Genomic DNA, 19,775 nt, shown 5'->3' with positions numbered 1-19,775 from the left:
GTATATCCTAACCATCAGCTAGAAGCGCCTGATAACTCTGTGCCAGACGCGAGTGCCACCATGTTTCACGTGAAACACTTGCGCGAGTTTCGTGCAGAGCTGCTGCGCTTACCGCGGGGGCACGCACGGCGATTTCTCCCGCTGTAATGCTGTGCGGTTGGGTGAGGATGTCGCGCTGCAGCAAGCTGCCCGTTGCTAAGCCACAAGGGCCGTCGAGCAGAGCGTCGGGGAGTGCGGCGGCGAGCTTGAGCCCTGCGGCTATCCCAACCCCAGTCTCGAGCCCGCTGGAAACCACCGTGGGAAGCTTTAGTGATTCGATGATTGCAAGCGTGCGGCGCACCCCGCCAAGCGGTGCCTGCTTCACGATTACCAAATCAGCAGCTTCGCGCAGGCGGGCTTGCAAGTTTTTATCGAAGGGATCGGGTGCTTTACGCAGTAGTTCATCTGCCGCAATGCGGGCGCGAATTTCGTGCTTGGAAAACTCCTGCCGCAGTTGCTTCAGTTCCGCTAGTGTCGCAACGGGTTGTTCAAAATAGTCGATATTGAATTCTTGCAGCCGCAGTGCTGCGTTGAGCGCATCGCTTACAGACCAGCCCGCATTAGCGTCTAAACGCAGCAGAACACTCTCACCCAGTGCGCGGCGAACCGCCGCAATCCGCGCAGTATCAGCCGCGAGCGACTGCCCAGTTTCTGCAACTTTAACCTTGACAGCCTTTATCTTTTGCAGCGCAGCGAGATCGCCGTAGCGTGCGAGCACTTCCGGCACACGCTGTGCGGGGACCGCAGGAACTGTGACGTTAACCGCGATCCGATCCCGCAGCAGGGGAGGGTGCGACCCCCAACCCTGTGCCAGCGCGGCGCACAACCAACGAGCAGACTCAGCGGGGCCGTATTCTAAAAACGGAGCCCATTCGGCCCACCCGTTTGGCCCTGCAAACAGCATCACCTCACGCTGCAGCACCCCGCGAAACTTGACGCGAAGCGGAATAGAGACGACACGGGCGCGTTCGCGCAGCTCGTCGAGCGAGGGCAGCGGGTCAGGAAGATGCTCTGTCGGAGAGGGGGCTAAAGCCATACCGCAAGTCTAACCGCGCCACCCAATGTGCGAAGCGGCTGCGGCTAAACTTGTGAGCATGAGTGAGAAGGTTTCTGAACTGTTTGACCCGAGTGAGTGGGTGCTTGCGCCGGGTGCTGAAAACTACAGTGATATTACAGCGCACGTGAGTGGTGATGGCCGTATTTCACGGATCGCCTTTAACCGCCCAGAGGTGCGCAATGCCTTCCGACCACAGACAGTTGATGAGCTGTATGACGCTCTTGAAAAAGCGCGTGTTAACCCCAAAATCGGGGTTGTGCTGCTCACCGGTAACGGCCCGAGCCCCCGTGATGGCGGGTGGGCTTTCTGCTCCGGCGGCGATCAGCGCATTCGCGGCAAAGACGGCTACAAATATGCGGCGACCGAGAACGCCGCGGGGATAGACACCGCCCGCGCAGGGCGGCTGCACATCCTCGAAGTGCAGCGGCTAATTCGCTTTATGCCGAAGGTTGTTATCGCGTTGGTGCCCGGCTGGGCGGCAGGCGGCGGGCACTCGCTGAACGTGGTGTGCGACCTCACTATCGCAAGCCGTGAGCACGGGAAGTTTAAGCAGACCGACGCAGACGTGGGCTCCTTTGATGCCGGTTACGGTTCAGCATATTTTGCGCGTCAAATCGGGCAGAAGTTTGCGCGCGAAGTCTTCTTCCTCGCCGAAGAATATGATGCGCAACGCGCATATGAAATGGGTGTTGTTAACCGTGTCGTGCCGCACGAAGAGCTTGAAAAAGAGGGCATTAAATGGGCGCGCACCATACTCGGGAAGTCGCCAACCGCGATCCGCATGCTGAAATACGCGTTTAACGCGGTCGACGACGGCATTGTCGGGCAGCAGCTGTTCGCCGGTGAGGCAACCCGGCTGGCATACGGCACCGATGAGGCAGTTGAGGGGCGTGACAGCTTCCTCGAGAAACGCTCGCCCGACTGGTCGGCCTTCCCCTATCACTTTTAGGGCGCGACATGAAACAATTCGTGCAGGTGCCAACTTCGGATATCGCTTGGTTGTGCGCCGCTCTGTCAGATGCGCTAGCGGGTAAGACACTGCTCATGCCGCTCGCGCAGGGCACAGAGCCGCTCTCGCAGGCAGCAGTTATAAGCGATGAGGTGCGAGCTGAAGCGGCTGTGTTGATTCGCACCTCCGGATCGACCGGCGAGCCAAAAACAGTTGCTTTAAGCGCTGCAGCTCTGCTTGAAAACGCACGCGCAAGCCTCGCAGAGCTTGGCGGCGACGGGCAGTGGCTTGTCACCCTGCCGCTCAACCTGGTGAGCGGTCTTGGGCAGTTGGTGCGCAGCCACATCAGCGGCACTGAGCCTGTCTTTGCCCTAAACGCTGACGCCAATGAGATTATTACCCGGGCGGCACAGCTGACCCACCCACGGCGCTATATGTCGGTGGTGCCGGTGCAGTTAGCCAGGTTATTAGACCTAGCCGAAACCGACGCGACAGCACTACAAACCCTGCAGGAATTCGCAGCGATTCTTGTCGGTGGCGGCCCGACCTCGCTACAACTGCGACAGCGCGCCTACGATCTGGGTGTAAACATTGTGCGCACATACGGATCCACTGAAACAGCAGGCGGTTGCGTTTACGACGGGGTTGAGATCGGCAACTCGCGCGTGCGTATTCGCAATGGGGAGGTGCAGTTGGCCGGCGCTAATCTCGCGCTCGGTTATCTCACTGAAGACGGCAGAATTTCTGTGCAGGATCGGTTTATTACCGATGAAAAAACAGGCGTGCGCTGGTATCGCACGGGTGATACCGGTGAGCTGCTCGGCGGCATGCTGCAGATCACAGGGCGGGCGGATCGTGTCTTTATTTCCGGCGGCGTTAACGTTTCACTGGACAGCGTCGAAACAGTGCTAACCAAACTATACGGGGATGGCAGCGTGGCAGCGGTTGCTGTGCCTGACGCCTACTGGGGTGAGCGGCTCGTTGTCGTGCACCGCAATAACGATGACACTGAAAACAGCAAATTAGAAGAATCAGAAGTTACCGCAGAGCTTGTTAGAGAGCTCGGCAGAGCCGCAACCCCGGCTAGATTTATAAGCCTTGAAACCATGCCGACACTAGCCGGAGGCAAGCCTGACTATCAGGCTCTAACCGCGCTCGCGGCAGCCAGGATTAGCGGTTAGCTAAAAAGAATAGGTGGATTTGTGAATAAGCAGAAAAACCAGCATCGGCCGGGCGTCTCAGGTAACCCCGCAAAACGCGCCGCCACCGCAGCACACCTGAAAACCACAGGCCACAGTAGCGTAACCATAGGCGACTGGGTGCACGGAGCGAGGCTTCGCACACTGCCGCTCGCATTTGCGCCGGTTATCGCCGGAGCCGGCATTGCATCGATGGTGCAAGAATTTTCCTGGCCGCTAACCCTTCTGGCGCTCGCCGTTGCGGTGCTGCTGCAGATCGGCGTGAACTACGCGAACGACTACAGTGACGGGGTGCGCGGCACTGATGAATTTCGCGTCGGCCCCGCACGACTCACCGCATCTGGGCTGGTGAACCCGAAAAAAGTGCTTGCTGTCGCGCTCGGATGTTTTGCGCTCGCGGCGCTTGCAGGCCTTGTTGCGGTTGTGCTCTCCGGGCGCTGGTGGTTTCTCGTAATAGGTGTTCTCGCGATCATCGCAGCCTGGTTTTACACGGGCGGCAAACGCCCTTACGGTTACATGGCCTTGGGCGAGGTGATGGTGTTCATCTTCTTCGGTCTTGTTGCAACCGCCGGCACCTACTATCTGCAGTCTGATATCGCCAATCAGCAGATCTGGTGGGTGGCTGGCGCCATCGGGTGCTTTGCTGTCGCTGTGTTAATCGCCAACAATATCCGCGATATTCCAACCGACCGACAGGCGGGAAAGCGCACACTTGCGGTAGTTATTGGGGATCGCGCTGCCCGCATCCTGTTTGTGCTTTTCGCGCTCGCACCGTTTCTGGTCTCTGCTGTGCACACTCCGTTTTTCCCGCGGATCTCGGTTTCTTTCTTAGTGCTCTTAATTGTGCTGCCAACGTGTTTGATTGTGCTCACCGCGAAAACTGCGCGTGAGCTGATTCTCGCGCTGCAGCTGACAAGCATCGCAGCGCTCGCCTATGCGATTCTAATTGCGTGGGGTTTCGGGCTCTAGCTCGTCGATGGCGGCGTCTTCCACATCGCTGTCGTGCGTGTGACTTGAGGTGCGCCACTCGGCAACCCCCTGCGCGGCACGTTCACGCAGTTTGCCCAAAAACAGCAGCGAGAGCGCTAAAGAAATCATAGCTGCGCAGATAACGGCAAAAAACACTCCAATGGTGAGGCCGTTTGCGTAGACATTTGGCAGCCACAGCATAATTAGCGTGAACGGCACCGCAAAAAACAGCAGCCGCAACACGGTGTATAGAATCCAAGCTTTCTTTGCGCTCATATCTTCGAGTTTAGCGATGCACTCCGACGGCTAGCTGACAGGTGCCGTGCGATAAAATTACGCTATGGCAAGAGCTTTGATAATCACGGTTGTGCTTGCGGCGGCGTTTCAGATTTTTGCGGTGGTTGATGCTGCAATGACTGAGCCGCAGCGCACGCGTGGCGTTTCTAAACCTGTGTGGGTTGTGTTAGTGGTGTTCTTGCCTGTTATCGGTGGTATTCTCTGGCTCACCATCGGGAAGGTGCGCGACAGTCAGGTGGGCGGATCGGCCGGCTCTCGTGGCACGGTCGCAGGCGCTGCGGCATCTGGCGCTGCTGCTGCGGCTGATGCGCTATCCCGTCTCAATGAGTCGAGCGAGGCGCGGTTGCGTGAGCTTGAAGAGCGGTTGCGTGAACTCGATAATGAGACCTTTCCGGGTGAAGACCCGAAACCCACGGATGATTCTGACGGAGACAAGCCGGAAGAAAACAATTAATGACAGTGCCGTTACCGCTGTCGGGTGCTGCTGCTGCGGCTGAGCGGCTTTTGAAGTCGCTTCTCGCATACGGTCTAAGTGACGTTGTTATCGCCCCCGGGTCTCGCTCACAGGCTTTGGCGCTTGCCGCTGCAGAGCTGGAAAAATCGGGGCGTATCTTCCTGCATGTGCGCACGGACGAGCGCAGTGCGGGGTTCTTCGCGCTCGGCCTAGCGCGTGAAACAGGGCGGGCTGCAGCGGTTGTGACGACCAGCGGCACAGCAGTTGCAAACCTGATGCCTGCGGTTATGGAGGCCGCAAACGCACGTATTCCGTTGCTTGTGATAAGCGCAGACCGGCCGCTTGAGTTACACGGTATTCGCGCCAACCAAACAGCGTCACAGGCGGCTATTTTCCGAGCATATGCCCGTTTTGGAATAGACCTTGAGATTGCGGCGGCGGCAGTGCCTGAGCTCTCCTATTTTGACTCACTCGCTGGGCGCTTACACACCGCGAGCAAAACGGGGCCCGTGCATCTAAATCTGCGGCTCAACGAGCCGCTCTCCGGGTCTGGTGACGTTCCCGAATCTGTGTCGCCACCGGAGCAAGCATACGAGGGCGGCGCCAACTCCCAGGTAAAAGCGTATGAGCTTGGCTTGGTCGAGACTTCTCCCGCTGTGTTAGATGACTCCCTCCCCACCGTCGTGATTGCAGGTGCCGGCGCTGGCCGATCCGCCGAAGATTTTGCACACCGTGCGGGGCTGCCGTTATTGGCAGAGGTTGTTTCCGGTGCACGTTTCGGTAGGAATGTGATCAACTGTTATCAAACTCTGCTCGCTGATGCCGAAACTCGTGGCGCGATTGCCCAGGCGGTGGTATTCGGTTACCCGACTCTCACTCGGGAAGTGCTGGCGCTGCTTAGCGAGCCGGCAGTGCGAGTGGTGGTAGTGGATGCTGTGGCAACGAGCTCGGCAGGTGTCGGTCTGCCTGTTTATTTACCGGCCGGTGTGTCTGATGCGGAGCTTAAAAACAGGGTGCGGGTTGTTCCCGATATTTTGCTGCCAGATGGGTTTAACCGCGACCGCGGCCGAGCGTGGCTTCGAGCATGGGTGCGCGCTGACCGTGAGCTGCTCACATCCCGCACTACGGCGCACGCGCCGGATACAGCTCTCGCACGTGAAACCGGTTACAAAGAACGCAATCAGTATGCCAGGCAGGAGCTTGCCGCAATGCGCGAACCGGTCACCCGCGAAATGCTGGTCGAGCGAGTTTGGCAGGCCTGCTGGCCGCACGATCGGCTGGTTTTTGCGGCGTCTCGTCTCGTGCGTGTTGCTGACCGGCAGGTGCCGGGACGCCCCGTGCCCGTGCACGCAAACAGGGGCGTTGCGGGTATTGATGGCACTGTTGCGACCGCGCTTGGCATTGCTACCGCATCCCAGTTTGGAGTCGCAGCGCGAGTAAACGGTGAAATCGCAGCGTCTGCCGGAGTAACCCGGCTTTTAATCGGCGATTTGGCGCTGTTGCACGATGCCGGGTCTCTCGCGCTAACCCCGGGAGAGGCGCAACCAGCGCTGCAAATATTCGTTTTAAACGACTGCGGGGGCACTATCTTCGAGCAGCTTGAGGTGAAGAAAACAGCATCTGCCCAGGCATACGACCGTGTTATGCGCACCCCGCATAATGTTGTGATCGAGTCGCTCGCTACCGCTTACGGCTGGAAGTACGAAAAGGTAGCTACGCGCTCCGAACTCGATACTGTGCTGACCCGGCAGGTGCAAGACCCAGAAATTATTGAAGTAACTATTTAAAAGCATCAACGATCGGCGCAAATTTTGCGACGGTCTCGTCGAGCTCTCTTACCGGATCGGAACCTGCGACAAACCCACCGCCGGCGGTAGCGGTCACAACCCCATCGCGCACTTCAGCGCAGCGTAAGGCTAAGGCCCATTCACCGTCACCGCTCGCATCCAGCCAGCCGATCGCGCCGGCATAGAATCTGCGATCAAAACCTTCAACCGCAGCGATCACATTTTTCGCGGCCGATGTTGGCGTGCCCGCCACCGCAGCGGTCGGATGCATCGCCGCTGTCAGATCGAGAGCAGAAACATCGGCGGTTGTGTGAGCTGAGATTGCTGTTGCCAAATGCCAAACATTCGGCAGCTGCACAACCTGTGGCGCAGTCACCTGGAGCTTAGTCACAAGATCAGAAACCGCCTCGACAACACTCGCTGCGGCATACTCATGTTCGCGCGCGAGTGAGTCTGAGGCCAAAAGATGGTGACGTCTGAGCGCGTCTGCTGCGCTATCTGCGGCGCGCGGTGTGGTGCCGGCCAGCACCAAAGCAGACATGCGACCCCGCACCACGCGCGCGAGTGTTTCAGGGGTGGCGCCCAAAAACCCGTCAAACGCGAAGGTCCAGCAGTCGGGAAATCGCTGCGCTAAACGCCGGAGCGGCACTCGCAAATCAGCATTGGGGTGGATCGGCGCACTAATTTGGCGCGCGAGCACAACCTTCTCTGCGCCTCCTGCAGCGAGCGTCTCTAAAACCTGGTGAGCTTTTTTGAGATAGCTGGTGCGCGCAGCCAGATCAGGGTGTGGATTGAGTGCGACAGGATCCCACTCACCAGCGGGGGTTGTTGGTCGAGCAGAAAAATCAGGCAGTGCGGTGGCACAGTGCGCGCTTGCAACAGTAACGCGTGTCACAAACCACTGATTATCATGCTGATGCAGCGTGATTTCAGGCACGACAAGGCTCGACTGCGCCGCGCTGTCATCGGCAAACGCAAACGCCCCGAAAGCCACTAACCCACTGCCCGGCAGATGCACCTCGTCTGTCACCGCTGCCGCGGCAGCGATTTCCTGCCACTTCTCACGCAACACAGTGAAACGTGCCGGGCCGCTCGCGGTGAGCCTTAAAGCCTCCCCAATTCCAACCGCTTGCCGGTTGCCGCGCAACCAAACGAGCGGCTTCTGGCGGTGCGCAAAATCGAGCAGCTCGCCAGGATCGGCGCAAAACTCGCTCACAACTTTTAGCATCGGGATGCTCACCCGCTCATTTTACTGTGCTTCCTAGGATTTGCTCTGTCTGCGCCGCTACGATAGAGGAGTGAGCAGACCGGATATTGAAACCAAAAAAGCCGCCGACGTTTCAGGAATGTTTGACAAGATCGCCAGCCGCTATGATCTAACGAACGACCTGCTAACTTTCGGTATTGATCGCCTGTGGCGGCTAGCTCTGGTGAAAGCTGTAGCGCCGGCAGAGGGTGAGCGCATTCTCGATCTTGCCGCCGGCACCGGAACCTCCAGCGTCGCGCTCGCAAAACACGGTGCGCATGTGGTGGCAGCTGACTTCTCAGAGGGCATGCTCGCTGTCGGTCGCGCAAAACACGCTAACAACCCGCTCGTAAGCTTTGAATTCGCTGATGCCACACAGCTGCCGTTTGCAGACGACAGCTTTGATGCGGCAACTATTTCATTCGGGTTGCGCAATGTGAGCGATGTGCCGCGGGCGCTTGCCGAGATGCGTCGTGTTGTAAAACCCGGTGGTCGTGTTGTTGTCTGCGAGTTCTCAACTCCGGTAGCACCGCTGCGCAAACCCTACAGCTTCTATGCCGCAAAAGTGCTCCCGGTAATTGCGGGTGCGGTGACGAAGGATCGCGCCGCTTACGACTACCTGAATGAGTCAATTGCGGCATGGCCAAACCAAAAAGAGCTGGCAAAGTTGCTCACTGCGGCGGGTCTTGAAAATGTGAAATACCGCAACCTGTCTTACGGAATTGCTGCACTGCACCGCGGTTTTGTGCCGCTTGAGGAGGGCGAGGAATAATGCTTGGCAAATCAGACAGCGGCGCAATTACGGTTGAAACTGCAACCCAAGCACTGCCCGGCAGGCTCTTTCGCAATGTGCAACACAAGCGCAAGATTAAGCAGTTAGAGGGCGAACTAGCCAAAATTGAAGAGGGTTTGTTAGAGCAAACTCGTTTCTCATCTCCGGTGGCAGATGCCGCTGCTCGCTATCTTGCCGAGGCCGGCGGCAAAAGGATCCGCCCGCTTTTAACTGTGCTTGTGAGCGAGCTTGGAAACGGGCCTGATGAGCGGGTGCGGCAGGTGGCGCAAGCCATTGAGCTAACGCATTTAGCGAGCCTGTATCACGATGATGTGATGGATGCGGCGGTGCTGCGTCGAGGCGTGAAAACTGCGCATCTGAACTGGTCAAACTCGGTTGCGATTCTCGCCGGTGATCTGCTTTTTGCGCGCGCTTCAAGCCTGGTTACCGATCTTGGTGAGGAAGCAATTAAACTTCAGGCTGCAACCTTTGAGCGTCTCTGCCTCGGCCAGCTGCATGAGACAGTGGGGCCAGCTGAGGGTGACAACGAGCTTGAGTTTTACCTCCAGGTGCTCGCCGACAAGACCGGCGCACTAATCGCTTGTGCGGCACGCATGGGTGCCCTGGTGTCCGGTGCGCCGCGCGAGTATTTAGACCCGCTCACCGAATACGGTGAGGCGATCGGTTTGGCGTTCCAATTAATCGACGATGTTATCGATCTCTCGCCCGCAAAACAGGATACGGGCAAGCGGGCAGGCACCGACCTGCGCGCCGGAGTTGTGACACTGCCGCTCCTGCTGCTGCGTGACAAAGCGCGCAGTGATGCGCAGGCAGCAGACCTGTTGCAGCGTATCGATGCGGGCGTGCAGGCTGTTGCAGAGGGGGCCGACCCTGGTGTTATGGACGCAGTGGTAGAGGAGCTGCGTGCCCACTCGGTGACGCAGGCAACTGCAGAGCGCGCCCGGGAGATTGCGGCGCAGGCTATTAGCGCACTGGATATTTTGCCCGACGGGGTTGTGAAGTCAGGGCTGACCGAACTGGCGCAAACCATCGTCAACCGGGAGGGCTAAGGGCAGTGACAGACACCGGTGTGAAACTTCCGACACTGCGCGTCGCGGTTATTGGTGCGGGCCCTGCCGGCACCTATGCAGCCGATATTCTGCTGAAGCTGCAGCGCGATTTTGATGTGGTGGTTGATCTGTTTGAGCGGTTACCTGCGCCTTATGGGCTGGTGCGCTACGGTGTTGCGCCCGACCACCCACGCATTAAGGGCATCATCAACGCGCTGAAAGAGGTGCTTGATGAGGGGCAGATTCGCTATTTCGGAAACGTTAATTTCGGTACCGACATCACGTTAGACGATCTTAAAAAGCACTATCATGCGGTTATTTTTGCGACGGGCGCAATAACGGATGCACCTTTAGAGATTCCCGGCATTGATGCTGCGGGCGCGTTTGGTGCTGCCGATTTTGTGAACTGGTTTGACGGTCACCCTGATGTGCCGCGCACCTGGCCGCTGGAGGCAGAGTCGGTCGCCGTGATCGGCAACGGTAACGTCGCGCTCGATATTTCGCGCATGCTGGTCAAGCACGCAGACGATCTTTTAACAACCGAGATTCCGGATAACGTGTATGAGGGTTTGGCTGCAAACCCTATTAAAGAGCTGCATATTTTCGGGCGGCGCGGCCCGCTGCAGGTGAAGTTCACGCCGCTTGAGCTGCGTGAACTGGGTGAAGTGCGTGACGTTGATATGGTGCTCGATGAGCGCGATTTTACCCTCACCGACGACTATCTTGCTGCGCTGCCACAGCAAAACAAACAGGTTTTGGTGATGACGCGCATTTTTGACAAGTGGCGGGCGGCGCAGCGTGCCCGTGCCGCGGGGGATGAGGCCCCCGCCAGCCGTCAGCTTGTGTTTCACTTCTGGTCTAAACCCATCGGTGTTGAGACCGACGTGTTCGGGCGGGTTTCGGGTGTGAAGATACAGCGCACAGCACCGGATGGCTCCGGCGGGGTTGTTGATACTGACCAGGTGGAAGTGATCCCTGTGCAGGCGCTGTATCGTGCAATTGGATACTACGGCAGCGAGCTGCCTGGTGTGCCGTTTGATGCGGTGCGCGGCGTGATTCCGAATGAGCAGGGCCGAGTTGCCACTGGGGTTTATGCCACCGGGTGGATTAAACGCGGGCCGGTTGGGCTGATAGGCGCAACCAAGTCAGATGCGAAAGAAACGATCGACTCGCTTGTGGCCGACTGGCGGGCGGGGTTGCTGTGGCAACCAGATGCCGCTGACGCTGACCCGGCGGTGATCCCCGCCCTGCTTAACGAGCGTGGCGTTGCATACACAACGGTTGCTGGCTGGCAGAAGCTTGACGCATATGAGCGTGAACTCGGCGCGACGCATAAGCACCAGCGTGAGCGTCTGAAAGTTGTTGACCGCGACGAAATGATCCGTGTTTCTAACTCCTAGAATAGAAGCATGAGTGATGCACGCGAGCAACTAATTGAGCTGATTAAATCTGAGGCTGTTTTTCACGGTGATTTTACGCTGACGAGCGGGAAAAAAGCCACATACTATATTGATCTGCGCAAACTCAGCCTAGATCACCGCGCGGCGCCACTCATCGGGCAGGTTATGCTTGATCTAATTGACGATATTGACGGTGTTGTCGCGGTCGGTGGCCTCACGATGGGGGCCGATCCAATCGCCTCAGCAATTATGCATCAGGGTGTTGCGCGCGGTAAAACCTATGACTCCTTTGTTGTGCGCAAACAGCCGAAGGATCACGGCCGCGGCCGCCAGGTTGAGGGGCCTGATCTTACGGGCAAACGAGTGATTGTTGTTGAAGACACTTCAACAACGGGTGGTTCACCGTTGCAGGCGATTGCAGCGCTTGAAAAGGTGGGGGCCGAGATCGCTGGTGTTGCTGTGGTAGTTGATCGACAGGCTCCGGCGAAGGCGCGCATTGAAGAAGCCGGCTATGAATACCGCTACGCGATCGGCCTTGACGACCTCGGCCTTGACCCGCAGTAGTCGGTTAGAGTGACAGAACACTAGTCTCGCTAACAGAATAAGAACCAGTGAACACAGTTGCAGCAGATAGTATGCCGGGCAAATGGGGGCGCTACGGCGGCGGCGCTAACTCTCTCGGAGCGCTTTGGCCGTACCTTGTAGTCGGCGCGATCAGCGGCGCGATCAGCGGCGTTTTCGGTCTCGGCGGCGGTGTCGTGATCGTGCCGCTTTTGGTTTTTCTGTTTCGCTTCAATCAGCGACAGGCTAGCGCGACGTCGGCTCTGGCACTCGCACCGATCGCACTCTCAGGTGTCACCTCTTTCGCATATCACGGCTCAGTGCATTGGATTGGCGGGATCACGCTTGCGGCGGGGATCTTTTTCGGTGCGCGCCTCGGCGTGAAACTGCAGCAGAAACTCAGCCTCCTAGCCTTGGAGATTGTGTTTTTGGTGTTTATTGCTGTGTCAGCGGTTATGCTGTGGGTGTTTATCCCGGATCGCAGCAGTCACTTTGAGCTGCACTGGTGGGTGCTTGTGCTGCTTGCGGTGAGTGGGTTTACCGCGGGGATAGCGACCGGCCTGCTCGGCATCGGTGGCGGTGTTATTGTTGTGCCGCTGCTGATTGTCGGTTTCGGAATGAGCGATATTCTCGCGAAAGGCACTTCACTGTTGATGGCTTTCGTGGGCGCTATTGCTGCAACACAAAAACAGTTTAAATCGGGCAACGTGCAGTTTGGGCCGGCGATAGCTATCGGGGTGTCTGCGGCTGCAACAGCGCCGTTCGGGGCGTGGATCGCAGTGTCAATTGATCCATTTACCGCCAATGTGCTCTTTTCAGTTTTCCTGGCGCTGATCGCTGTGCAGTATTGCTTGCGCATAAGAAAAGATGTGAAAGCGAAAAAGCTTGCGGATCGCGGCGAAAGTGTGGAAGCGTAACCCGGATGCCGCGACTGCGTCTTGACATTGCTTATGACGGCACCGATTTTCACGGTTGGGCGACACAGCCCGGGCTGCGGACGGTGCAGGGTGCGCTCGAACAGGCACTAACCACAGTGCTGCGGCGCAAGCCTGCTGGAGCTGAAACCACTGTCACCGCAGCCGACCCGGAGTGGGTGCGTCTGACAGTCGGTGGGCGCACAGATGCGGGAGTGCACGCACGCGGGCAGGTTGCGCACCTCGACGTGAGTGAGGCAGAGGCGACGCAGCTGCTTGACCGCCCTCGCCGCATTAACGGGGTGCTTGTGCGGCAGGGGGTCAGTGACGCTGTGGTGCGAGCGGTAACTCAGGTACCGGACGAGTTTGACGCACGTTTCGGAGCTTTGTATCGCCGCTATGAATATCGCATCTGCAACCCTGGCGCGCTCGATCTGCTCACACGCAACCACACCGTGGAGCTAAAGAAAACAGTCGACTTTGATGCCATGCAGGCGGCCTCACAGTCGCTTGTAGGCTTGCGCGATTTTGCCACTTTTTGTAAGGCGCGCGAGGGTGCAACTTCTGTGCGGCATCTCTCACACTTTGAGTGGCGTCAGGTGGCGCCTGGCACCTTTGCGGCGCGTGTGCAGGCTGACGCATTCTGTCATTCGATGGTGCGTGCGCTGGTTGGCGCCGCGGTTGCTGTTGGTACCGGACGGATCAGTTTGCGGGAGCTGGCTGAGCTTGAGGCGGCGCGCACGCGATCCGCAAAATTTGTTGTGATGCCCGCGCACGGTCTCTCGCTCGAAGAAATCGCTTATCCGGCCCCTGGCGAGCTTGCGGCGCGCGCGTTGCAAACAAGAGCCCGCCGTCAATCGCTCAGCTAGTGGCAGAGGGTTAATTTGCTTGCGTGCCGCAGCTTAAAAGTTGCGATGCCGGGGTGAGATTGCTAGGCTAATCTGCGGAAGGTTGTCCGAGCGGCCGAAGGAACTAGTCTTGAAAACTAGCAGGTGAAAGCCTCAAGGGTTCGAATCCCTTACCTTCCGCCACTAGAAAGTCCTGGAAAAGTGAATCTTTCCAGGACTTTCTGCTATTTACTGTGGGGTGTTGTGACCCTCTGAATTGCTTATTGTGTCACGTGTTCCTCTGCTGGTTAGTGCCCACGCCCGGTAACCACATCTGCAATTTTTGCTAGCGGTGATGTGCTTGCACGCCCTGCATTTTCAGCTCCGTCAGCCATTCCGTAAGCTGTGTATAGGGTTTTCGTTGCGATCCATCTAAGTGGTTCTGGCTCCCATTTACGTACCCGGTGATTAACCCAAGGCAAAGTAGTGAGCTGTGTTTTTTGGTGCAGTATCAAATCTGTTAGGGTGCGTCCCGCAAGGTTTGTGCTTGCAACTCCTGTTCCGACGTACCCACCGGCCCAAGCTATATTGGTTTCCCTATCAATGCCCACTGTGGCAGACCAATCTCGAGGCACACCCAACACACCAGACCACGCATGGTCAATAGAGAAGTTGCTTGTTACCGGGAAAAAACGATGGAGAATTTCACTTAACATACGGATCGTTACATCAGGTGTTTTTCCGTCTAGATCAGTTTTTGATCCGTATTTGTATGGGACCCCGCGCCCTCCGATTGTGATTCTGTCATCGGAGGTGCGTTGCGCATACATGTAGACGTGTGCGAAGTCTCCGAGGGTCTCTCGCCCTTCCCAGCCGATTTCATCCCATACAGCTTTTGGTAGTGGCTCTGTCGCAACTATCGACGAATTAAGCGGCAGCCATAGACGCTTTAACCCGTGTAAGTTTGCTGTGAAGCCTTCAGTTGCACGTACGACAGTATCGGCCTTGACGTTGCCGCAAGTTGTCACAACCAGACCTTTAGTTATTTCTATTGCTTGGGTTCCTTCGTAGATTTTAACGCCAAGCTTTTCTACTGCACTCGCAAGACCTTTAACCAATTTTGCCGGCTGTATACGGGCGCAGTGTGGGTGCCAAACAGCTGCTTTAGTGCCAGCGATATTAATCTTTTCTATCGCATCTGGTGCTTCCAATAGTTGTAAATCTGTGTGCTTGAATCGCTGTTCTGCCTTTGCGAACTCTCGCAGACGATTTTCTTGCGCAGTGTTAAGCGCAACATTAAATTCACCACCTTTGACGATGTCAGCATCGATGGATTCGGCATCGCATACTCGGATTACCTCGTCTACTGTCTCATTAACGATTGCCTGGAAACGGTTTACTGTTTCTAAGCCGTGTGAGCGTAGATATTGTTGCCTTCCTCCGGTGATTGAGTTGGTGAGCCAGCCTCCGTTACGCCCTGATGCCCCGTATCCTACGTGACGTTGCTCAATGATTACGATTCGCAAATCTGGCTGAGCTTGTTTCAGATAGTAAGCAGTCCACAACCCAGTGTATCCGCCGCCAACAATTGCAACATCTGCAGTTAAGTCACCCGGTAGTTGCGGTCTCGTGGTTGGTATGCCTATTTGTTGCCACCAGTGTGACACTTGTCCGTTGAGCATAGTATTCCTCTTTATCTTTCTAGCTAGCGGGAACTGTTGGGGTGTTTGTGGGGTTCCAAGCTAGCTGCGCTGAAATATTGTCGCCTGTAATCCAGTTATGGAGATTTGGGCTGCGCACTACACCTTTAGTGCCGTCTTTTAGTTCAATTTCAAATTTCCATCCTGAACCAAGGTAGATTGATTGTTTTATTGTTACCGGCACAGCTTGCATGTCGGCTGGAATATCTGCTCCGCTCGGGAAGAGGGTTCCACGCTCTGGGCGCACCACATAAGCCAATCCTGTTTCGCCAGATTCCACAATCGTGGAATCTCCGATAAATTCAGCAACGAATCGAGAACATGGTGCATCGTAAAGCTCTTGTGCCGTGCCGACCTGTTCGATCCTGCCGGCATTAAAAACCGCGATTCGATCAGACAGTAGGAGGGCCTCCTCCTGATCGTGGGTCACGAAAATAAAAGTGCGACCAACTTCTTTGTGGATTCGCCGTAACTCTAACTGCAGTCCTTCGCGTAATTTTTTATCAAGCGCCCCAAGCGGTTCATCTAATAGGAGGACAAGAGGATCAAACACCAGAGCGCGTGCCAGGGCAACGCGCTGCTGTTGACCTCCGGACAGCTCGTTTGGTAGTCGGTTACCGAATCCTGAAAGACCGGCAACAGCTAGAGCTTTATCAACACGTTCAGCAATTTCTTTTTTATTCACCCCACGTTGTTTTAGGGGGAACCCCACATTTTTGGCTACATTCATGTGGGGGAAAAGCGCATAATGCTGGAATACAATACCTAGCTCACGCTTGTGAACAGGTACATCATTCATTTTTATATCGTCGATGAAAACATCACCCTCAGTTAGTGAAGCAAACCCTGCGATAAGGTTGAGCGTGGTTGTTTTGCCGGAGCCAGACGGCCCAAGAAAAGTGATAAATTCCCCAGCTTTTATATGCAAGCTAACATGGTCGAGCGCTACTGAAGTTGGGTAAACCTTCGTGATTCCTTCAAGGCGAATTTCAGCACCTGTTTTTTTATTATCCACGTTTTTTCCTTCCCACAAAGGTCAGTGATATAGCCACCAGCAGCGTTGTAAGGACCAAAATCATGGTCGCCGCTGCAGCTAGGGTTGGGTCTGTATCACGAGTAACACTCGCATACATTAGGACTGGCAAGGTTTCAAAATGGGGGCTCTTGATAAACAGCGAGATCATAACCTCATCAAATGAAGTTACGAATGCGAAAAGCGCGCCAGAGACCATGCTCGGAGCAATATTTGGCATTGTTACGGAGAGAAAGGTCTTTATTGGGCTAGCACCAAGACTTTGAGCTGCTAACTCAAGTCTCTCGTCAAAACTCGCAAAACCCGCAGTTATTGCTACAACTGTGAACGGTAGAGCAAGGACAGTGTGGGCTAGTAAGAAACCCACGAGCGTTCCGACGATCCCTAACTTTAGGAACACTGCATATATGCCGATTGCAATTACTATGCTGGGCACAATCATAGGGGCGAGAAGACCTGTCGTTAGAATCCCAACGGTTTTTTTCTTAACTATGTGCCTAAGCCCTAGGGCTGCAAATAAACCCAGAACAGTAGCGAGTAAGGCTACCAACAAACCTAATAACAGTGAATTGCCTAAAGCGGTTGTCCATTGCCAGTTTGTGAAAAATGATTCATACCATCTGGCTGACCAACCCGATGGCGGGAAAGAGAGTGATGCCTTATCAGTGAAACTCAAAGGTATCACAATCAGGGTTGGGGCAATCAGCCAGACAGCGACAGCTGTGGCGACAAGCCATAATATTATCTTGGTTGTACGATTTGGTTTCAGCATTAGAAGACCTTCACCGCCATTCCGCGTTTCCTGCCGATCTTTGCTATGAGTGCGACAGCTGCCAAAACTATGAGTGTGCAAACAAGCAGGATGACCCCGAAGGCACCTCCGCGGCCCCAATCGAGCAATCCACTAACTTGTGTGTAAATTGCTTGCGCGAGCATGCTATCGCGTGGAGAACCTAGCAGAGCGGGGGTGACATAGAACCCTAGAGCTTGTATAAAGACCAAGAGGCTCCCTGCCGCTATACCGGGTATTGTGAGCGGCAGAAATATTTTGAAGAAAGCTGCCGCGGGGGATGCGCCCAGTGAACGTGCCGCAGTTACTAGACGCATATCTATGCCGCTCATCACGGAATATAGAGGAAGCACCATGAACGGCATTAATACTTGAGTTAAGCCGATCATAACGCCAGTGTTCGTGCGAATGAGTTCCATCTGCGGGAGTCCAATCGCTTGCAGGAAACTGTTTATTAAACCCGTGTCCTGTAGTAAAACTATCCAAGCGAAGGTGCGAATCATAAGTGATGTCCAGAAAGGGATTAACGCAATTATGATCAGAGCTGTGCGAGCTTTCTTCCCCACAATAAGCATTAAGTATGCGTATGGATAAGCCAACACCAGGCAAATAATCATTGCCAATGCAGCGTTTGTGAAAGTGCGCCAGATAATTCGTATATTGTTTGGATCTCCGAATAACCAACGATAGTTTTGATCACCAAAAGTTGGGTCGGTAACACTGAGCAATAAACTTTCAAGGAGCGGGTAAGCAAAAACTCCTATGAGAAGCGCATACGCAGGTAACAGCAGCAGAAAAGCGCGTGAATTCCAGCGCGACGGGTGTTTATCTGCCCGCCCGATAGGGATTGCAGTTGTGTCAGCCATTTTTAATTCTGGATCCAAGCAATAAAGCGTTTGAGTTCTTCGTCGTAGACTTTGCCCCACCAGGAACCGTCGGTATTGATTAGCTTTTTATTAATCTCTGGATCTGTGATTAGGAACGATTTTCCTAGCTCATCAAACTGCGGGTTTGCAAGGTTATTAATAGGTGCGTAGCTAGATTGCTCACTCAAAATGGTCTGTGCCTCTGGGCCGACGTAATGATTGATGAGAGCCATTGCAGCCTCAGGATTCTGTGCACCTTTCGGTACAGAGATACTGTCCATAACTCTTAGTGCGCCATCCCAGATTGGCGCGTAGTTTGCGCCAGCTTCAACTGCTTTGTAGCCTCGTCCCGACCACACTAGAGCCATGTCAGCCTCACCAGATTCAAGCATCTGCTGTGACTCTGCTCCGGTGCTCCAGAAAATGATGCTATCTTTTATGCTGTCCATTTTTGTGTATGCGCGATCCATATCCAGGGGGTATAGATCCTCAGTTTTTACGCCATCAGCCAATAGCGCACCCTCGAATATGCCTGGACCAACATCCTCGAACCCGGCGATAGCTCGGGTGCCCGGGAATTTCTCTGTGTTAAAGAAATCTGCCCAACCGGTAGGTGCTTTTGGATATTTGTCTTTGTTGTACATAATCACGTATGCGTACTGCATCGCAGGTACGTGACATTTCCCGACCAGAGCAGGGTCTATATCTGATACATCGATAATGTTAAAGTCGAGGGGCATGAGAAGGTTACCGCACTCTCGCTCAGCCCAGACGACATCCGTGTCAACGACATCCCAGGTGACGTTACCACTATCAACCTGAGCTTTAATTTTTGAATACTCTGTCGGTCCGTCTGACAGCACTCGGGCTCCAGATTGTTTTTGGAAGCCCTCTAAAGATGCGATTTGCGCATCCTGATATATGCCGCCGTAGGAGGAGAAGGTTAGGGTTACACCGGTTAGTGCCCCCCCTTGTTTGACCAGCAACTGCAGGGCCATTACCAAGATCAACCTCTATTGCTTGGTTAGTTGCGCAGCCTGTAAGTAGCAGGGTCATTGCTGCTGCACACATCGCGCCTTTGCTAGTGAGTTTTTGTAACTTGACTGCCATTTTGTATTCTCCTTTGAACTATGAAATTGCTAAAGTCTGCTATGAATTGCGGCGAGAGCGACATTTGTAGTGTCGCCGGTGATCCAATAGACCTCTGCTAGCTCTTCGCTGCGATTAACTAGACGATGCGAGATGCTAGAGAGAAACTCGATTGAATCGCCCGCTTCGAGTGTGTATTCTTCATGTCCTAGTTGGAGTGTGATCACTCCGCGAACTGCGATGATTATTTCCTGTGCATCTCCGTGGCCATAGGGCTCTGCACCCGTAGATGCGCCTGGCTCAAAAGTTCCGCAATAAACTTCAAAACCTCTTGCCGCGCTACTGGAGAGAACCCATTTCTTTGCCGGACCATCAATGATCTGAGGGCGTTGGTTTGCTTTTAGAACCCCGGGAGTTGCTACTGTGTTCTGATCCAGTAAATGTGAAGGGGTTATGTGCAGTGCGCTCGCAATTTTGCGTAACGAACCGACACTTACATTCGTTTTACCTTTTTCTAGTTGGCTTAAGAAGCTGAAACTGACGCCAGACATTAGAGCAAGCTCACGAAGAGACATACCACGCAACTTACGAAACTCAGAAATGCGTTTCCCGAGCTGAAAATCAGTGTTGTTATTCTGCTGATTAATATCGGCTGTCAATATACCGCCCCCAATTTACATCGTTGTACAAAGCGTTTTGCTCACTGAACAGCATGTGCAGTTATATGAACAATAGCGATTAGTCAGGCGTTATGCA

General features: G+C 55.1%; 20 protein-coding genes and 1 tRNA gene. 12 read left to right on the top strand and 9 right to left on the bottom strand.

The window, feature by feature from the left end; translation table 11 throughout:
• Positions 1-7: 7 nt before the first annotated feature.
• Positions 8-1,075, bottom strand: coding sequence for an o-succinylbenzoate synthase (locus HCQ99_RS04360; protein ID WP_166986184.1), 1,068 nt, complete (start codon positions 1,073-1,075; stop codon positions 8-10).
• 58 nt (positions 1,076-1,133) lie between these two features.
• Here HCQ99_RS04360 and HCQ99_RS04355 point away from each other — a divergent pair, with 58 nt between their 5' ends.
• From HCQ99_RS04355 to HCQ99_RS04345, 3 genes are read left to right on the top strand one after another with little or no spacing between them, the layout of a single operon-like run.
• A complete protein-coding gene (locus tag HCQ99_RS04355; protein WP_166986181.1) occupies positions 1,134-2,045 on the top strand; it encodes a 1,4-dihydroxy-2-naphthoyl-CoA synthase in 912 nt (303 codons plus the stop codon).
• A gap of 8 nt (positions 2,046-2,053) precedes the next feature.
• Positions 2,054-3,226 (top strand): AMP-binding protein, encoded by a 1,173-nt coding sequence (locus tag HCQ99_RS04350; RefSeq protein WP_166986178.1) that lies wholly within the window; start codon positions 2,054-2,056, stop codon positions 3,224-3,226.
• Between the two features lie 21 nt (positions 3,227-3,247).
• Complete coding sequence (locus tag HCQ99_RS04345; RefSeq protein WP_166986175.1) at positions 3,248-4,213, top strand: 1,4-dihydroxy-2-naphthoate polyprenyltransferase; 966 nt, start codon at positions 3,248-3,250, stop codon at positions 4,211-4,213.
• Here HCQ99_RS04345 and HCQ99_RS04340 read toward each other — a convergent pair.
• Positions 4,187-4,489: a DUF4229 domain-containing protein gene (locus HCQ99_RS04340; protein ID WP_166986172.1), complete on the bottom strand. Its 303-nt coding sequence runs from the start codon at positions 4,487-4,489 to the stop codon at positions 4,187-4,189. The two genes, HCQ99_RS04345 and HCQ99_RS04340, sit on opposite strands and share 27 nt — an antisense overlap.
• A 64-nt stretch (positions 4,490-4,553) precedes the next feature.
• On the opposite strand from HCQ99_RS04340, the gene HCQ99_RS04335 reads away from it, so the two are divergent.
• Both HCQ99_RS04335 and menD read left to right on the top strand, forming a co-directional pair.
• The gene (locus tag HCQ99_RS04335) at positions 4,554-4,964 is read left to right on the top strand and encodes a PLD nuclease N-terminal domain-containing protein (protein WP_166986169.1); all 411 of its coding nucleotides are present in this window, start codon (positions 4,554-4,556) and stop codon (positions 4,962-4,964) included.
• Positions 4,964-6,751, top strand: coding sequence for a 2-succinyl-5-enolpyruvyl-6-hydroxy-3-cyclohexene-1-carboxylic-acid synthase (gene menD, locus HCQ99_RS04330; protein WP_166986166.1), 1,788 nt, complete (start codon positions 4,964-4,966; stop codon positions 6,749-6,751). The genes HCQ99_RS04335 and menD overlap by 1 nt, the downstream gene beginning before the upstream one ends.
• Here the strand turns inward: menD and HCQ99_RS04325 are convergent.
• Positions 6,744-7,991 carry an isochorismate synthase gene (locus HCQ99_RS04325; RefSeq protein WP_243854545.1) on the bottom strand — a complete coding sequence of 416 codons (1,248 nt, stop codon included), beginning with the start codon at positions 7,989-7,991 and terminating at the stop codon, positions 6,744-6,746. The genes menD and HCQ99_RS04325 overlap by 8 nt on opposite strands.
• A gap of 58 nt (positions 7,992-8,049) precedes the next feature.
• Here HCQ99_RS04325 and ubiE point away from each other — a divergent pair, with 58 nt between their 5' ends.
• The 7 genes from ubiE (at position 8,050) to HCQ99_RS04290 (ending at position 13,745) form a co-directional block, all read left to right on the top strand.
• Positions 8,050-8,769 carry a bifunctional demethylmenaquinone methyltransferase/2-methoxy-6-polyprenyl-1,4-benzoquinol methylase UbiE gene (ubiE, locus tag HCQ99_RS04320; RefSeq protein WP_166986163.1) on the top strand — a complete coding sequence of 240 codons (720 nt, stop codon included), beginning with the start codon at positions 8,050-8,052 and terminating at the stop codon, positions 8,767-8,769.
• Positions 8,769-9,839 (top strand): polyprenyl synthetase family protein, encoded by a 1,071-nt coding sequence (locus HCQ99_RS04315; protein ID WP_166986160.1) that lies wholly within the window; start codon positions 8,769-8,771, stop codon positions 9,837-9,839. The genes ubiE and HCQ99_RS04315 overlap by 1 nt, the downstream gene beginning before the upstream one ends.
• A 5-nt stretch (positions 9,840-9,844) precedes the next feature.
• Positions 9,845-11,239 (top strand): FAD-dependent oxidoreductase, encoded by a 1,395-nt coding sequence (locus tag HCQ99_RS04310; protein WP_243854784.1) that lies wholly within the window; start codon positions 9,845-9,847, stop codon positions 11,237-11,239.
• Between the two features lie 9 nt (positions 11,240-11,248).
• On the top strand, positions 11,249-11,803 hold the full coding sequence (pyrE, locus tag HCQ99_RS04305) for an orotate phosphoribosyltransferase (protein ID WP_166986157.1): 555 nt from the start codon (positions 11,249-11,251) through the stop codon (positions 11,801-11,803).
• Positions 11,804-11,850: 47 nt separating this feature from the next.
• A complete protein-coding gene (locus HCQ99_RS04300; RefSeq protein WP_166986154.1) occupies positions 11,851-12,717 on the top strand; it encodes a sulfite exporter TauE/SafE family protein in 867 nt (288 codons plus the stop codon).
• Positions 12,718-12,722: 5 nt separating this feature from the next.
• Positions 12,723-13,583: a tRNA pseudouridine(38-40) synthase TruA gene (truA, locus tag HCQ99_RS04295; protein ID WP_166986151.1), complete on the top strand. Its 861-nt coding sequence runs from the start codon at positions 12,723-12,725 to the stop codon at positions 13,581-13,583.
• Positions 13,584-13,659: 76 nt separating this feature from the next.
• Positions 13,660-13,745 (top strand) — tRNA-Ser (locus tag HCQ99_RS04290).
• A gap of 104 nt (positions 13,746-13,849) precedes the next feature.
• Here the strand turns inward: HCQ99_RS04290 and HCQ99_RS04285 are convergent.
• From HCQ99_RS04285 to HCQ99_RS04260, 6 genes are all read right to left on the bottom strand, one after another.
• Entirely contained in the window at positions 13,850-15,223 is a 1,374-nt protein-coding gene (locus HCQ99_RS04285) for an NAD(P)/FAD-dependent oxidoreductase (RefSeq protein ID WP_166986147.1), read from the bottom strand.
• 19 nt (positions 15,224-15,242) lie between these two features.
• Positions 15,243-16,256, bottom strand: coding sequence for an ABC transporter ATP-binding protein (locus tag HCQ99_RS04280; RefSeq protein WP_166986145.1), 1,014 nt, complete (start codon positions 16,254-16,256; stop codon positions 15,243-15,245).
• Positions 16,249-17,046, bottom strand: a complete 798-nt coding sequence (locus HCQ99_RS04275; RefSeq protein WP_166986142.1) for an ABC transporter permease — start codon at positions 17,044-17,046, stop codon at positions 16,249-16,251. The genes HCQ99_RS04280 and HCQ99_RS04275 overlap by 8 nt, the downstream gene beginning before the upstream one ends.
• A complete protein-coding gene (locus tag HCQ99_RS04270) occupies positions 17,046-17,930 on the bottom strand; it encodes an ABC transporter permease (RefSeq protein WP_166986139.1) in 885 nt (294 codons plus the stop codon). Before HCQ99_RS04270 ends, HCQ99_RS04275 begins: the two co-directional genes overlap by 1 nt.
• Positions 17,931-17,932: 2 nt before the next feature.
• Complete coding sequence (locus tag HCQ99_RS04265) at positions 17,933-18,928, bottom strand: ABC transporter substrate-binding protein (protein ID WP_166986136.1); 996 nt, start codon at positions 18,926-18,928, stop codon at positions 17,933-17,935.
• 141 nt (positions 18,929-19,069) lie between these two features.
• Complete coding sequence (locus tag HCQ99_RS04260) at positions 19,070-19,678, bottom strand: helix-turn-helix domain-containing protein (protein ID WP_243854783.1); 609 nt, start codon at positions 19,676-19,678, stop codon at positions 19,070-19,072.
• Between the last annotated feature and the right edge of the window lie 97 nt (positions 19,679-19,775).

This window comes from Canibacter zhoujuaniae, assembly GCF_011752015.1.
In the GTDB taxonomy this organism is placed as follows: domain Bacteria; phylum Actinomycetota; class Actinomycetes; order Actinomycetales; family Microbacteriaceae; genus Canibacter; species Canibacter zhoujuaniae.
Note: the sequence above shows the minus strand (reverse complement) of the source record. Positions and strands in the feature narration are given on the sequence as shown.